The 14,053-nt window shown below is 65.0% G+C and carries 11 protein-coding genes and 2 pseudogenes; 5 read left to right on the plus strand and 8 right to left on the minus strand.

Annotated features, from left to right (window positions below):
- Nucleotides 1-5: 5 nt before the first annotated feature.
- Nucleotides 6-350, minus strand: coding sequence for an ATP-dependent Clp protease adapter ClpS (clpS, locus tag UCD39_RS13825; RefSeq protein WP_145730241.1), 345 nt, complete (start codon nt 348-350; stop codon nt 6-8).
- Between the two features lie 254 nt (nt 351-604).
- Nucleotides 605-1,168, minus strand: a complete 564-nt coding sequence (locus UCD39_RS13830; RefSeq protein ID WP_330496578.1) for a phasin family protein — start codon at nt 1,166-1,168, stop codon at nt 605-607.
- A gap of 527 nt (nt 1,169-1,695) precedes the next feature.
- Between UCD39_RS13830 and UCD39_RS13835 the strand changes: the two genes are divergently transcribed.
- Together UCD39_RS13835 and UCD39_RS13840 are read left to right on the plus strand one after the other, a co-directional pair.
- Complete coding sequence (locus UCD39_RS13835; protein ID WP_330496579.1) at nt 1,696-3,096, plus strand: D-alanyl-D-alanine carboxypeptidase family protein; 1,401 nt, start codon at nt 1,696-1,698, stop codon at nt 3,094-3,096.
- Between the two features lie 11 nt (nt 3,097-3,107).
- On the plus strand, nt 3,108-4,049 hold the full coding sequence (locus tag UCD39_RS13840; RefSeq protein WP_330496580.1) for a CPBP family intramembrane glutamic endopeptidase: 942 nt from the start codon (nt 3,108-3,110) through the stop codon (nt 4,047-4,049).
- A gap of 48 nt (nt 4,050-4,097) precedes the next feature.
- Here UCD39_RS13840 and UCD39_RS13845 read toward each other — a convergent pair whose 3' ends face one another.
- The 5 genes and pseudogenes from UCD39_RS13845 to galU all read right to left on the minus strand — a co-directional run bounded on the left by UCD39_RS13845 (nt 4,098) and on the right by galU (nt 9,499).
- Nucleotides 4,098-4,283 carry a hypothetical protein gene (locus UCD39_RS13845; RefSeq protein ID WP_330496581.1) on the minus strand — a complete coding sequence of 62 codons (186 nt, stop codon included), beginning with the start codon at nt 4,281-4,283 and terminating at the stop codon, nt 4,098-4,100.
- Nucleotides 4,284-5,004: 721 nt separating this feature from the next.
- Nucleotides 5,005-5,532 (minus strand): annotated as a pseudogene (locus tag UCD39_RS28535) (RHS repeat-associated core domain-containing protein); the annotation flags it as partial.
- A gap of 139 nt (nt 5,533-5,671) precedes the next feature.
- On the minus strand, nt 5,672-7,063 hold the full coding sequence (gene pgmG, locus UCD39_RS13850; protein ID WP_330496582.1) for a phosphoglucomutase/phosphomannomutase PgmG: 1,392 nt from the start codon (nt 7,061-7,063) through the stop codon (nt 5,672-5,674).
- Between the two features lie 32 nt (nt 7,064-7,095).
- Nucleotides 7,096-8,415 carry a UDP-glucose dehydrogenase family protein gene (locus UCD39_RS13855; RefSeq protein ID WP_330496583.1) on the minus strand — a complete coding sequence of 440 codons (1,320 nt, stop codon included), beginning with the start codon at nt 8,413-8,415 and terminating at the stop codon, nt 7,096-7,098.
- A gap of 214 nt (nt 8,416-8,629) precedes the next feature.
- Nucleotides 8,630-9,499, minus strand: coding sequence for a UTP--glucose-1-phosphate uridylyltransferase GalU (gene galU / locus UCD39_RS13860; RefSeq protein WP_330496584.1), 870 nt, complete (start codon nt 9,497-9,499; stop codon nt 8,630-8,632).
- 547 nt (nt 9,500-10,046) lie between these two features.
- Between galU and UCD39_RS13865 the strand changes: the two genes are divergently transcribed.
- The 3 genes and pseudogenes from UCD39_RS13865 to UCD39_RS28540 form a co-directional block, all read left to right on the plus strand.
- Nucleotides 10,047-10,697, plus strand: coding sequence for a response regulator (locus UCD39_RS13865; RefSeq protein WP_330496585.1), 651 nt, complete (start codon nt 10,047-10,049; stop codon nt 10,695-10,697).
- Between the two features lie 56 nt (nt 10,698-10,753).
- The gene (locus UCD39_RS13870) at nt 10,754-11,755 is read left to right on the plus strand and encodes an SAM-dependent methyltransferase (RefSeq protein WP_330496586.1); all 1,002 of its coding nucleotides are present in this window, start codon (nt 10,754-10,756) and stop codon (nt 11,753-11,755) included.
- A gap of 370 nt (nt 11,756-12,125) precedes the next feature.
- Nucleotides 12,126-12,614: pseudogene (locus UCD39_RS28540) on the plus strand (sterol desaturase family protein); the annotation flags it as partial.
- A gap of 225 nt (nt 12,615-12,839) precedes the next feature.
- Here UCD39_RS28540 and UCD39_RS13880 read toward each other — a convergent pair.
- A complete protein-coding gene (locus UCD39_RS13880; protein ID WP_330496588.1) occupies nt 12,840-14,048 on the minus strand; it encodes a BaiN/RdsA family NAD(P)/FAD-dependent oxidoreductase in 1,209 nt (402 codons plus the stop codon).
- Nucleotides 14,049-14,053: the final 5 nt, after the last annotated feature.

The raw sequence follows: 14,053 nt of genomic DNA on the forward strand, positions 1-14,053 counted from the left end.
GCCTACTAATCCTTCTCCAAGGTGCATTGCAGGGGATGCTGGTTCTGGCGCGCGAAATCCATCACCTGGGTTACTTTCGTTTCCGCCACCTCGTAGGTGAACACACCGCACACGCCCACGCCACGGCGATGGACATGCAGCATGATCCGCGTCGCCTCCTCCCGGTTCTTGGAGAAGAAACGCTCCAGGATGTGGACGACGAACTCCATCGGCGTGTAGTCGTCGTTCAGCATCAAGACCTTGTACATGGAGGGCTTTTTGGTCTTAGGCTTGGCCTTGACCACGACGCCGGTGTTGGTGCCGTCGCCGCCAGTGCCGCCCTCGCTTCCGTGACTGTCGAACTCCGTCATGGCCTTCCAGGTACGTGTCTCTCGGGGTGGTCATCCCAGGGATAATATGAGATCGCGGCGGGCCGTTGGAAGACCCCAGGTGACCTTAATCATGCCTGGCGTGCGATGAGCGCACGGGAATCATCCAAGCGCGTTGGGCGGCCGGACGCAAGGCGCGCCATCACACCAAAAAAATAAAACCCGGTGGGCGCGTGCCCACCGGGTTCATCAGCATCGGCTGGAACGGCCGGCCGCATGGCGCGGCCCAACCGCGATCACGCCGCCAGGCGCGGCTTGCCGAACTTGGTCACGACCGCGTTGACGCGGGCGGAGATGGGCTCGATCGCCTCGTTGGCCAGCTTCACCGACAGCTCGGAGGTCTTGGTGGCCTCGCTCACCAGGGTGTCGAAGCTGGTCTTGGCGAATTCGGACTGCAGGTCCACCGCCTCGCGCAGGGTCTTCACGGCCAGCAGCGCCTTGGTGGCCGCCACGCTGCTCTCCAGCGAGGACTGGGCGTAGGCGACGAAGGACTTGGACAGGTTTTCCAGGCCCTTGGCCAGGACGGTGGAGGACTGCACCAGGGCGTCCACCGTTTCCTTGTTGAAGCTGGTCAGCTCCTCATAGGCCTCGAAAGCCTTCTTGCTGGCCTTCTCCACCTGCTCCTTGGTGAGGGCGACGGCCTGCTCGTAATTCTTGGTCACGGCGTCCTGCGCGGCGGCCACGGTGGTCTCGGCGGCCTGCTTGGTGGCGGCGCCGGTTTCCACGGCGGCGTCGGCGACGACCTTCTTGGCCCGCGACGCGGTGGTGGTGACGGGGGTGGCAGTATTCGGGGTGGTCATGACAATGCTCCTTCCAATGATCGCGTATGATCCATCGGCCGCCCGATGCGGCCCGTGCCCGGGTCAGGCAAACCGGCGTCGGCCGGGCGGCGTGCCGCCGGCGAACGGCCCACCAGAGGCACCGTCATGTTGCGTCGCAGCACGATCCCATACCTGGACCCCGATACGCGCTTTGTCAACCAGTTTTTGTGCGGCGCAAAATTTCCGTAACACGACCGCTGGGCGACAACATGCCGGAGTAAGGTCCAGCAAAGGCTTGGATAAAGTATGCTTAATAAGCCAAGCAGTCCATGTGCGCTGCCTCGCACGGGGCTGTTATGCTGCGCTGCAGCACGACTTTCGGCGAAGCACATCCTCCATCCGGGGTAGCGCTGGGCCCGGAAGCGCGCGACGCGCATGTAAAGGCGGGCAATGATGCTCGGGGCCTTCTTTGCCCTTAACGATATTTTCAATACTGGACAGGGAATCATCATGCCTTTACTTTTGTCGTCATCATCGACATGGCATGGCGGAAGGGGCAGTTCACCGTGACCCATTGGAATCACTCGGTTCGGGGGAATCGCTCGTCCCTGACCCACCTTGCCTGGCGCTTGGCCGTCCTGGCCTTCGTGGCTTGCCTCGCCTTCGCCCCGGCACGCGCTTTCGCCAAGTACGCCGCCATTGTCGTGGATGCTGAAACCGGCCAGGTGCTGCACGCCGCCGGCGCGGATACCCAGAACTACCCGGCGTCCCTGACCAAGATGATGACGCTGTATCTGCTGTTCGACGCGCTGGATGCCGGCCGCGTCACGCTGGACACGCCGTTCAAGGTTTCCGCGCACGCCGCCGCCCAGGCGCCCAGCAAGCTGGGCCTGGACGCGGGCGACACCATCCGCGTGCGCGACGCCATCCTGGCCCTGGTGACCAAGTCGGCCAACGACGTGGCGGTGACGGTGGGGGAAAACCTGGGCGGCAGCGAGCCGCGCTTCGCCCAGATGATGACGGCCAAGGCCCGCGCCCTGGGCATGAGCCGCACCACCTTCCGCAACGCCTCCGGCCTGCCCAACACCGGCCAGGTGACGACGGCCCGCGACCTGGCCCGCCTGGCCCAAGCCCTGATCCACGACCACGCCAAGCAGTACACCTATTTTAAGACGGCCAGCTTCACCTACAACGGTGAAACCATGGCCAACCATAACCACCTCATGGCGCGCTATCCCGGTATGGACGGCATCAAGACCGGGTTCATCAACGCCTCCGGCTTCAACCTCGTGGGCTCCGCTGTGCAGGACGGCCGCCGGTTGATCGCCGTGGTCATGGGCGGCAGCAGCGCCGTGTGGCGGGACAACCGCATGGCCGACCTGCTGGATGAAGGCTTCGCCACCAAGCCCGGCCAGGTGCTGACGGCGGAGGCGCCCATCCGCGCGCCGCGTGATCGCGGGGCGTCGCAGGCGGGGGCGGTGCAATTGGCGAGTGCTGAAAGCCAGGACAGCGCCACATCCGAAGGCGATGAGGATGAGGCAGACGAGGCGCCCGCGCCCAAGGCCACCAAGGCCGTGCGTCTGGCCAGTGCCGCCGGCAAGGCCGCCAAGGCCGTGGGCAAGGCGGCGGAAAGCGTGGCCGACCACACCCTGTTGGCGGCCCCGGCGGAGGCGGCCCCCGCCGTCGCCACCGGCACCAAGGGCAAGAACATCCCGGCGGGCTGGAGCATCCAGGTGGGCGCCTATAACGACCGCGCCGCCACCCAGGCCGCCATCGCCCGCGCCACGCAGAAGTCGCGGGGCCTGCTGAACGCCGCCGTGCCCAACGTGGTGGAGGTGTCATCCGCCAAGTCCACCCTGTACCGCGCCCGTCTGGCAGGCTTGAGCGAGAAGACCGCGCGCGCCGCCTGTGCCCAGTTGAGCCGCCAGGGCCAGGGCTGCATCACCATCGCCCCCGGCGCCAACTGATCCCCGCTTCCATGGCGCCCCCCGGCCCGGCGGCGGGCGATGGCCCCGCCCCGCCCTCTCTTTTGGCTTTGGCTCGGCAGCGGCGGGAGCCGTGGTGGGCCTTCCTGGCCGGCATGGTGATCGTCGTCATCGGCAGCGTCCTGATCGCTGTGGTGCTGCTGAAACTGCCGCACTGGTCGCATGTGGACCGGGCGATGGAGCGCAGCGAGGGACTGCGCGCCATTGTCGAATTGCTGATGCTGCTGGGCAGCGTCGCCGCCGCGCTGCTGCCCCTTACCCTGGCGGTGCGCTGGCTGCACGGACGGCCCTTGCGCAGCCTGGTGTCGCCCGTCGCCGGCCTGGATGTGGGATTGGCGCTGCGCTCCGCCCTGCTGTGGGGCGGGCTGGTGCTGCTGACGGTCGTGGCCAGCGGCCTGATCGACGTCTGGAACGGCGAGCCGTTCGCCCCTGGCGGGCAGCCCTGGCCCCAGGTGCTGGCCTTCGCCGCCGCCACGGCGTGGATGGTGGTGCTGCAGGTCACAGCCGAGGAGGCGGTGTTCCGCGGCTATATCAGCCAGGGGCTCTACGCCGCCACGGGCAGCGCCTGGGTGACCGCCCTGCCCGTGGCGCTGCTGTTCGCTGCCCTACATACCCAGTCCTGGAGCAACGGGGTGTGGGACCAGCGCGCGCTCTATTTCATCATCTCGCTGCTGCTGTCGGCGATCACCGCCAAGGCCGGCCGGCTGGAGGCCGCCATCGGCATCCATCTGGGCCAGAACCTGGCCGCCATCTATGTCATGGGCGTCCTGGGCCCGCCCTTCCCCTCCCTGCTAGGCGTGGGCGCGCCGGAGGGCAAGCCGGCGGGCCTGGCGGAGGTGGGCACGGTACTGCTGACCATGGCCGTCGTTGTGGGCCTGTACTGGTATTTGGGCGTGCGTCGCGGCTGGGTGGTGCGACAGCCAGCGGCAGGATAATCCCTCCCTTTTCCGCCAAGGGCGACGCGACGGTTACCATATGGGTTCCTATCGAATGGCCGTCTCCACCTGGCCATCCCCCTCAACGTCTCTGCGGATACGCTCATCTTCGATGAGCACGAACGCGCTCCCAAGGACGAGGGCGTCAGGCTGATCCTGCAAGCGCTCGACGAGTTCACGCCCGAGGAACTCGCCACGGTCAAGAACGTCCTCCAGGGCCTCGTCCTTCAGCACCTGGCGCGCCGCTGGGGCCAACGCCTCTTAGCGGCGGACAAGGCCGGCGGCGGGAGGGCAGCATCTGGTTCTGCGGGGGGATCGGGGATGGCGGGGCGCATCACGCGGCGAGCAACTCAGCCGCTAAGGTAAGCTGCTGTTCTAAAACAGAGAATCCACATCGGTGTAGACTGGTGTGGATCGGTGTGGATTTAGCGGCGGTCGATAGGCGCGAGAACTCAGGCTAAGCGGCTGATTCTCAATGTAGAATGCGCGTTTTTAGGCCAGCGGCCGCAATCGGCCGCGCCAGGCGCCAAAACGCCGGCAAGAGCGCTAAAACGGCCGCAACCCCACTCCGCAGCGTCAAAAATGACAGGATTTAGGATTACACCTGTGCATCACTTATGCACGAAGGTTCAACGATGGGTGGATAAGTGGCTGATCTTTCTAGACTATTCGAGCATACTATGAAGCTCAGCCACGTCCCCACGATGCACATACCAAACCCTACAAGTCACGTTTAAGATTATCAGTAACAATGTCTGGATATGAGACCCTCAACCCTTCAGAGAATTCTGTCAAATTATAAATACAGTGACCAATATAAGGTATGTACTTTGAGAAATCTTCATCCGTCATATTATTCTTCATGAATTCAGAAATTAGCTCAAGATTACCAATCGCATTCACTAGAAATGCGTCCACTCTGGTAGCGACTACATCCTCCATTACGGCTTTCCTTTCAGAATCCGAGGTAGATTGGGTTCCCCGGGAATGGGACCAATAAGAGAACCCACCACGGCGGAGGCTGGCTGGGTGGAGGCGAATAGTTGTTCTGTGGTGAGAAAAATACGCCTTCCCATTCAGGATAGCTATTTTTACCCATGCATTGATTAACACAACTTTGAAATCTGACACCATAGTCACGAGTCGGCAATGCTAGCCGGCTGCATTGTTCAAGACACCAATTTATGTTCCCAGGGCCGTCGTCTCCCAAAGAGATAAGATGTGGCTTTGGCTTATAGTCACTTACAGTTATCTCAATAGGCGTGTTTTCATTTTTCTGTTCATTACTTTGCGCCTGCGCACTTTGTGGCGGGTCGTTATGGATGTAGGCATACCGGTTGAGCCCATCCTTGATCCCGGCGGGATCCATCTGCAGCCACCTGCCGATGCCGGGCACGTAGGTGCGGTTGGGCGTCACATACAGCCCGATCTCGTCATACCGCATGCCGGCGTAGCGGTAGGGCGAGCCCGTCTGCCCATCCTGGGCACTCTGGCCAGAGTACGCAGTGACGGCATGTTACATCCGGCTCAACCGTCGTAGCCGCACCTCCCCCTGGCTGGCACTAAAAAAAGCCGCGACCCCAGCGGATCGCGGCCCTTTCCCTACTCTATCATCAATCGGCTCAGAAGCCTTCGGGCGCCTGGATGCCGCTCTGGCTCAGCTGGTCGCGGATGCTGCCCTTCAGGCGTTCAAGGCCGGCTTCGCTGAAGGCCTCGGCGCGGGCCACCAGCACGTCCTGGGTGTTGGAGGCGCGCAGCAGCCACCAGCCGTCCTCGGTCTTCACGCGGACGCCGTCGATGTCGTTGACCTCGACACCCTTGCCCGCCAGGGCCTTGGCGCGGGCCACGATTTCCTCCACCGCCTTGAACTTGCGCTCCTCATCCACCTGGAAGCGCACTTCCGGGGTGTTGAACACGGGCGGCAGCACCGACTTCAGCTTGGCCAGGCTGCCTTCGCGGCTGACCAGGCCGGCCAGGCGCACACCGCAATAGGGCGCGTCGTCGAAGCCGTAGTACTTGTCGGCGAAGAAGATGTGGCCGCTCATCTCACCGGCCAGGGGCGAGCCCGTCTCGGCCATCTTGGCCTTCAGCAGGCTGTGGCCGGTCTTCCACATCAGCGGCTTGCCACCGTTCTTGGCGATGTCGTCGTACAGCGTCTGGCTGGACTTGACGTCGGCGATGATGGTGGCACCCGGGTGACTCTTCAGCACGTCGGCGGCGTAGATGGCCAACAGCTGGTCACCCCAGATGATGTCGCCATGCTCGTCCACGGCGCCGATGCGGTCGCCGTCACCGTCGAAGCCGATACCGATGTCCGCCTTGTGGGTGTGGACGGCGTGGATCAGGTCTTCTAGGTTCTCCGGCACGGTCGGGTCGGGGTGGTGGTTGGGGAAATTGCCGTCCACCTCCTCGAACAACAGGATGTGCTTGCCCGGCAGCTTGTCCGTCAGGCGGCGCAGGACGTGGCCCACCGCGCCGTTGCCGGCGTCCCACACGATGGTCAGGTCGCGGGTGCCGTCATAATCGGCCGCCAGGCGGTTGATGTAATCCTCGCTGACGTCCAGCTTGCGGGAGGAGCCGGCGCCGGTCACCAGGTCCTGGCCGTGGACCAGGCGGCCGATCTCCTGGATCTGCTCGCCATAGACCGGGCCCTTGCCCAGCATCATCTTGAAGCCGTTGTAGTCCGGCGGGTTGTGCGAGCCGGTGATCATCACGCCGGCGTCCAGTTCCAGGTGCCGCACGGTGAAGTATAGCATGGGCGTGGGGCCCAGGCCGATGCGGATGACCTCCAGGCCGGTGGACATCAGCCCCTCGACGCAAGCCTGCTCCAACTCCGGCGAGGACAGGCGGCCGTCGTAGCCGATGGCCACGCGGGTGCCGCCGGCGCGCACCACCAGGGTGCCAAAGCCCTGGCCGATGGCGCGGGCGTCGTCCGGGCCCAGGGTCTTGCCGATGACGCCGCGGATGTCGTACTCGCGCAGCACCGTGGGGTGGAACCGATGATTAGCGGTCATGACGTGCACCTGCTTCCTTGCTGCATTTGACCTTAGCGGCGCGCCGGCCGGCCAATGGACTGGTAGGTAAAACCGGCGGCCTTCATATCGTCAGGATTGTAGATATTGCGGAGATCGACAAGCACCGGCGCTTTCATCGACCGGCGCACCCGGTCGAAATCCAGCGCGCGGAACTCGTTCCATTCCGTCAGGATGGCCAGGATGTCGGAATCCTGGATGGCGGCATAGGCGTCGGCGCACCAGGCGACCCCCGGCAACAGGCGCTCGGCCTCATGCATGCCGGCCGGATCGTAGGCCTGCACGACGGCGCCCAGGCGTTGCAGTTCCGGAATGATGTCCAGGGACGGCGCGTCTCGCATGTCGTCCGTGTTGGGCTTGAAGGTGACGCCCAGGATGCCGACCCGCTTGCCCTCCACGCTGCCGCCGGCGGCGGCCACGATGCGGGCGGCCATGGCCTTCTTGCGCTTGTCGTTGATGTCGATGACCGTCTCGACGATGCGCAGGGGCGATCCCACGTCGGCGGCGGTACGGGCCAGGGCCAGCGTGTCCTTGGGGAAGCAGGAGCCGCCATAGCCGGGACCGGCGTGCAGGAACTTGCGGCCGATGCGGCCGTCCAGCCCGATGCCCTTGGCCACGTCGTGGACGTTGGCGCCCACCTTCTCGCACAGGTCGGCGACCTCGTTGATGAAGGTGATCTTGGTGGCGAGGAAGGTGTTGGCCGCGTACTTGATCAGCTCGGATGTCTCCAGGCTGGTCATGACGATGGGCGTCTCGATGAGGTATAGCGGCCGGTACAGGGCCTTCATCACCGCCTGGGCACGCTCCGACTCGGCGCCGATGACCACCCGGTCCGGACGCATGAAGTCGCCGATGGCCGCACCTTCGCGCAGGAACTCGGGGTTGGAGCAGACATCGAAGTCCAGACCCGGCCGCGCTTCGCCGATGATGCGCGCCACCTCGCGGCCCGTCCCCACCGGCACGGTCGACTTGGTGACGATGACCGTGTAGCGCGCGGGATCCAGGGCCAGGGCCACTTCCTTCGCCGCGGCATAGACATAGGACAGGTCCGCATGACCATCGCCCCGGCGCGAAGGCGTCCCGACGGCGATGAACACGGCGTCGACGTCCCTGACGGCGCTGGCGAGGTCGGTGGTGAAGCTGAGCCGGCCGGCCTTGGCGTTCTTGGCCACCAGGTCATCGAGGCCGGGTTCGAAGATGGGGATCTCGCCGCGGTTCAAGCGCTCGATCTTGCTGGCGTCCTTGTCGACGCAGACCGTGGTCACGCCGAACTCGGAAAAACAGGCGCCAGAGACCAAGCCGACATAGCCCGTTCCGATCACCGCGATGCGCATACCGATCCCCTATCGTCACGTCGTCCCGTTTCCCGGCACCCCGCTTGGGCCCCCATCGGGTGCCCTGTCAGCGAGGTTTCGGGAACTGGGGTGGCGCCAGCGTTCATCTGACGACCACCCCGTCATTTAAGGCGACACGCCTGTGCCGCGCATGTGACCTTTTAGGGTCTTTCACCGCCTATTTAAAGCGCGTGGACATGCCCTGGGCGTGCGCTCAGAGCATTTCCTTCAAGGCGGCGCGCACCTTGTCGGCCATGTCGGGTCGGGCCAGGGCGTAGGCGGCGTTGGCCAGGACGAAGCCCAGCTTGTCGCCGCAGTCGAAGCGTTTGCCCTCGAAGCGGAAGCCGTGGAAAGGCTGGTTGCCGATCAGCTTGGCCATGGCGTCGGTCAGTTGGATCTCGCCGCCGGCCCCCTTCTCGAAGCGCTCCAGGTGATGGAAGATTTCCGGCTGCAGGATATAGCGGCCCTGAATTGACAGGGTGGACGGGGCCTGCGCCGGCTCCGGCTTTTCCACCAGCCCCTTGACCTCGGCCAGACGGCCGTCGTCCCTGCCGATGTCCAGGATGCCGTATTTGTTGGTCTGCTCGCGCGGGACCTCGAACACGGACAGCAGATTGCCGCCGACCTGGTTGTAGGCGTCCATCATCTGGACCAGGCAGGGACGGTTGCCCAGTACCTGCTCATCGGGCAGCAGCACGGCGAAAGGCTCGTCACCGATGAACTCACGGGCGCACCAGACGGCATGGCCCAGGCCCAGCGGCTCCGACTGGCGGACATAGGCGATCTTGCCGCTGTCGATCTGGATGCTCTCGACCACCTTCAGCAGGTCGAGCTTGCCGCGGTTCTTGAGCGTCTGGTTCAGTTCGTAGTTCAGGTCGAAATGATCTTCCAGCGGGGTCTTGCCCCGGCTGGTGACGAAGCAGAACATTTCGATGCCGGCGGCCTTCGCCTCATCAACCGCGTGCTGGATCAACGGCTTGTCGGCCAGCGGCAGCATTTCCTTCGGGATCGCCTTGGTCGCGGGAAGAAACCGCGTGCCCAGACCCGCGACCGGAAACACCGCTTTGCGTATGCGCTTGACCATAACCGACCCCTGGAGTTCAAGCCCCGGATTATCGGGGATTATTGGAATTGGTGGGTGGGCCGCCCGATTCCGGATCGGCCCGTCCGTGCCGCCCTTCTGCCATACCGGCAAGCGGGCGTGCAATCAAGCTGACGAGACTTTCTGACGCTTTCGTGGCAAGAAAAACCGCCATCACGGGCGGCGGCGGCCTATGCCGATGCCTATATCCATGGTCAGGCACGGCGCCCGTTCGTTGGATGACATCCTGTCCAAACGGTAACTTTTGCCTCAATCGCGCCTAATTCCGTTGCTTAAATCAGGTGACGCAAGTCAAATCAGCGTGACAGCCCCGGCCGGAATTTGTAGTAGTTTAGCCTAAAGTTGGCCCTCCAATATTCCCGAACCGGGTCTGTTCATCCCAAGGCGGCTGTTTCTGCCCAACAGGCATGGGCTAACGCCGCCGAAGGCATGCTTAACGCACGCAGACACGATATTCGTCTAGGACACCATATTCGTCTGGGTTCGCTGGCAACCTTGGTTCCCTACTACCTCTGAACGAGAGTCGGACATGAACATCCTGATCGGTGATGACCACCTGCTGTTTCGCGAAGGCCTTTGCCGGCTGCTGACCCAGCTCAGCGCCGATGCCACCTTCACCGAGGCTGGCACATTCAACGAGGCGCTGGAATACGCCCAGGGCGAGCAGGAATTCGATCTCATCCTTCTGGACCTGCAGATGCCTAACTGGCCGGGCTTCGCCGGCATCCAGGAGATTTGCGAGATCCAGGCCGGCACGCCGGTGGTCATCGTCTCCGCCTCGGAAAGCCAGGCCGACGTGCGCGCGGCGCTGGACGCCGGCGCCTCGGGCTACATTCCCAAGTCCTCCAGCGTGAAGATCATGTTGAGCGCGCTGAACCTGGTGTTCTCCGGCGGCATCTACGTCCCGCCGGCGGCCATCCATGGGGAAAGCGCCAGCTCGTCCAACAGCGGTGGCTCCTCCTCCACCGGCGGCGCCTCGGGCGGCAACACCCCGGCGCTGACCCAGCGCCAGCGCGATGTGCTGCGTTGCCTGCGCGAGGGCAAGTCCAACAAGCAGATCGCCTATGAGCTGGGCCTGTCGGAAGGCACGGTGAAGATCCACGTCACCGCCGTGATGCGCTCCCTGGGCGTGCGCAACCGCACCCAGGCCGTCATTGCGTCCGCCGACATTCTGCCCTAAGACCCCGGCGGGATCACGGTCCCGCCTTTCGACCTGTTCAGAAGTACCGAAGCGACATGACCGGTCATCCGGATGAAACCAACGCCCCGGCGAGCACGGCTCCCGGGGCGCCTTCTTTTGACGGCGCGGCGCCCCCCGCCGACATCGGCGCCGCCTATCTGGCGGCCGAGGGCTTTCTGGAGCCCCTGCTGGAAGAACTGGACAATTCGTCGGCCATCGTGCACGGCCGCCTGGTGATCACCCAGGCGCCGCCGCGCTCGGCCGCCTGGTCGCTCAACACCTGGTTGAGCCCCCGGCGCATCGCCATTTCCTCGATCAAGGACGGCGCCCGCGCCCTGCGCGCCATTCAGCGCAACTGGGCGGTGTATGAACATGGCCACCACCGGCGGTCGCGGCTGATCCAGGAGCAGCTGCCCCACGTTTCGGCCAAGCCGCTGGTCTTTCCCTCGCCGGCCCCCACCGCGCCCCTGGGCGCTTGGACCCTGCTGGACGAACACACCGTCCTGGCCTCGCCCACCTGCAGCAGCGCCTTCGCCAATGGCGAGGTGGCGTTCGTGGAGGACAAGGCCACCCCACCCAACCGCGCCTACCTCAAACTGTGGGAGGCGCTGACGCTGGCGGGGCGCATGCCGGGCCCGGGGGATCGCTGCCTGGACCTGGGCGCCTGCCCCGGCGGCTGGACCTGGGTGCTGCAATCTTTGGGGGCGGAGGTCACGGCCATCGACAAGGCGCCGCTGGATCCGCGCATCGCCAGCCTGCCCCGCGTCACCGTGCGGCGGGAGAGCGCCTTCGGCCTGGAACCGGCCACGATAGGGCCGGTCGATTGGCTGTGCAGCGATGTCATTTGCTATCCGGAACGACTGCTGCGCCTGGTCCGGCAGTGGAAGGATGGCGGACATGCGCGCAACTTCATCTGCACGCTGAAGTTTCAGGGCGAGACGGACCATGCCAGCGCCCGCGCCTTCGCCGCCATCCCCGGATCCCGCCTACTGCATCTCTCGCACAACAAGCATGAGTTGACCTGGATTTACCTGGCGCCAGAGGCATCAGCGTCTTAGTGGCTTTGGCTGTGACGCAGCCCCTTGCGCCGGCCCGGCTCTAAGCGCAAAAACGACGCGGGGCGGTCCTGTCGCATGGGGGATCGGTCTTATCTGGATCACGCCAGAGGCTGGTTTTCGCCAGGCCCCGCCACCGCGTCGCGTCCTGAACACCGGGGCGCTCTAAGATGGGTGACGAATGCGCCGGGTGTTCTCTTGGATCGCGTGGCCAGGGCTCCTCGCCCTGTGCATTGCCGGATATGCCTATGGGAACGCGCTGGGTCATCCCATCCTCGCTTACAATATCACCTATTTCGGCATGGCCGGCGTCCTGCTCGTCCTGGAACGGCTGATGCCTTACGAGACGGTCTGGTCCCAAAGCGACGGCCAGATGCGGCAGGATCTCAGCCACACCGCGCTGAACAAGGGTATCGGCCAATTCCTGGCCAGCATCGCCGCCGTGCTGGGGGCCAGCCAGGTGGCGCCAGCCGCGGCGGGGGGCCTGTGGCCGGCCCATTGGCCGCTGGCGGCGCAGGTGGTGCTGGGCCTGGTGGTGGCGGAATTCGGCCTCTATTGGGCGCATCGGCTGTGCCATGAGATCCCGTGGCTGTGGCCCTACCATGCCGTCCATCACAGCGTCACCCGCCTGTGGGTGGTGAACACCGGCCGATTCCACTTCGTGGACAGCCTGCTCAGCAGCGGATTCGCCCTGGCGCTGGGCATGCTGGTGGGCGCGCCCAAGGACGTCATCGTCTGGGTGCTGGTCATCACCACCTATATCGGCTTCCTGACCCACTGCAACGTGGACATGGACTGTCGCGGGCTGAACTGGCTGTTCAACACGCCGGACCTGCACCGCTGGCATCACAGCCGCATCCCGGCCGAAGGCAACACCAATTACGGCGAAAACCTGCTGCTGTGGGACGTGATCTTCCGCACCCGGTATCTGCCGCGGGACCGCCGTCCCCCGTGGACATCGGCACCGCCGATTCCGTCCCCCGACCTTCCTGGGCCAGTTGGCCTATCCGTTCCGCCGTCGCTTGTCGCCGGTGCAAGCCGTATCGCCCGTGCTCGACGTGCCGGCGGAAGCTGGCGGGGACTGACGTCAGACGGCCTGTCCGGCGACCCAGCCGGACGACCAGGCCCATTGGAAGTTATAACCGCCCAGCCAGCCGGTGACGTCCACCGCCTCCCCCACGAAGTACAGGCCCGGTACGGCCTTGGCCTCCATGGTCTTGGACGACAGGTCGTTGGTGTCGACGCCCCCCACCGTCACCTCCGCCGTGCGGTATCCTTCCGTGCCGGCGGGAACCACACTCCACCGCTTCAGTCGGGCCGCCACCTCCACCAGGGCCTTGTCGGCCAGGTCGCGCAAGGGGCGGCTTTCGACCTCGCCGGTCCCGCCATCGCCGCACAGCCGTTCGGCGAAACGGCGCGGCAGCACATCGCCCAGGATGGTCTTCAGCTCGGCATTGGGGCGCGCGCGCTTGGCTGCCTTCAGATGTTCCGCCAAATCCAGGTCGGGCGTCAGGTCCACGGTGATGGGCTGGCCCGGTTGCCAATAGCTGGACACCTGCAGGATGCTGGGGCCGGACAGGCCGCGATGGGTGATCAGCAGCGCCTCCCGGAACGCCGCCGCCTTGGCGCCGCCGGTGCCGACCACGGCATCCAGCGCCACCCCGGACAGGCCCTGGGTGCGGGCCAGATCCCGCGGCGTGAAGGTGAAGGGCACCAGTCCCGGCCGGGGCGTCACGATGGAGAGTCCCCAGCGCTTGGCCAGGCGGTAGGCGAAGTCCGTGGCGCCCATCTTGGGAATGGACAGGCCGCCTGTCGCCACCACCAGGTTGGGCGCGCACATCTGGCCCTGCGCCGTTTCCAGGACGAACCCATCCCCGGTCCGCTCCACCTCCCCCACCGCGCAACCGAGGCGCAATTCGACCCGGGCATCAGCCGCCTCGGCCAACAGCATGGTCAGGATGTCCCGGGCGGAGGAGTCGCAGAACAACTGGCCCAGCTTCTTCTCATGCCAGGCGATACCGTGGCGCTCCACCAGATCCAGGAAATCGCGGGGCGTGTAGCGGCGCAGCGCCGAAATACAGAAATGCGGGTTGGAGGAGAGATAGCGTTGGGGCTGCGCATCCACGTTGGTGAAGTTGCAGCGCCCGCCGCCGGAAATGAGGATCTTGCGTCCCGCCTCCGGGGCGTGGTCGACCACGACCACCCGCCGCCCCCGTTTGCCGGCAGCGATGGCGGTGAAAAGGCCGGCGGCACCGGCGCCGATGACGATGACGTCGGGGGTGTTGGGGGCTGTCATGGGGG

Origin of the sequence: Nitrospirillum karajorum (assembly GCF_036348415.1) — a bacterium.
GTDB lineage: Bacteria > Pseudomonadota > Alphaproteobacteria > Azospirillales > Azospirillaceae > Nitrospirillum > Nitrospirillum amazonense_B.

What these genes read in the sequence shown, in the direction of transcription:
- clpS (WP_145730241.1), bottom strand. Translation starts at nt 350, where the DNA reads ATGACGGAGTTCGACAGTCACGGAAGCGAGGGCGGCACTGGCGGCGAC.
- UCD39_RS13830 (WP_330496578.1), bottom strand. Translation starts at nt 1,168, where the DNA reads ATGACCACCCCGAATACTGCCACCCCCGTCACCACCACCGCGTCGCGG.
- UCD39_RS13840 (WP_330496580.1), top strand. Translation starts at nt 3,108, where the DNA reads ATGGCGCCCCCCGGCCCGGCGGCGGGCGATGGCCCCGCCCCGCCCTCT.
- pgmG (WP_330496582.1), bottom strand. Translation starts at nt 7,063, where the DNA reads ATGACCGCTAATCATCGGTTCCACCCCACGGTGCTGCGCGAGTACGAC.
- UCD39_RS13855 (WP_330496583.1), bottom strand. Translation starts at nt 8,415, where the DNA reads ATGCGCATCGCGGTGATCGGAACGGGCTATGTCGGCTTGGTCTCTGGC.
- galU (WP_330496584.1), bottom strand. Translation starts at nt 9,499, where the DNA reads ATGGTCAAGCGCATACGCAAAGCGGTGTTTCCGGTCGCGGGTCTGGGC.
- UCD39_RS13865 (WP_330496585.1), top strand. Translation starts at nt 10,047, where the DNA reads ATGAACATCCTGATCGGTGATGACCACCTGCTGTTTCGCGAAGGCCTT.
- UCD39_RS13870 (WP_330496586.1), top strand. Translation starts at nt 10,754, where the DNA reads ATGACCGGTCATCCGGATGAAACCAACGCCCCGGCGAGCACGGCTCCC.
- UCD39_RS13880 (WP_330496588.1), bottom strand. Translation starts at nt 14,048, where the DNA reads ATGACAGCCCCCAACACCCCCGACGTCATCGTCATCGGCGCCGGTGCC.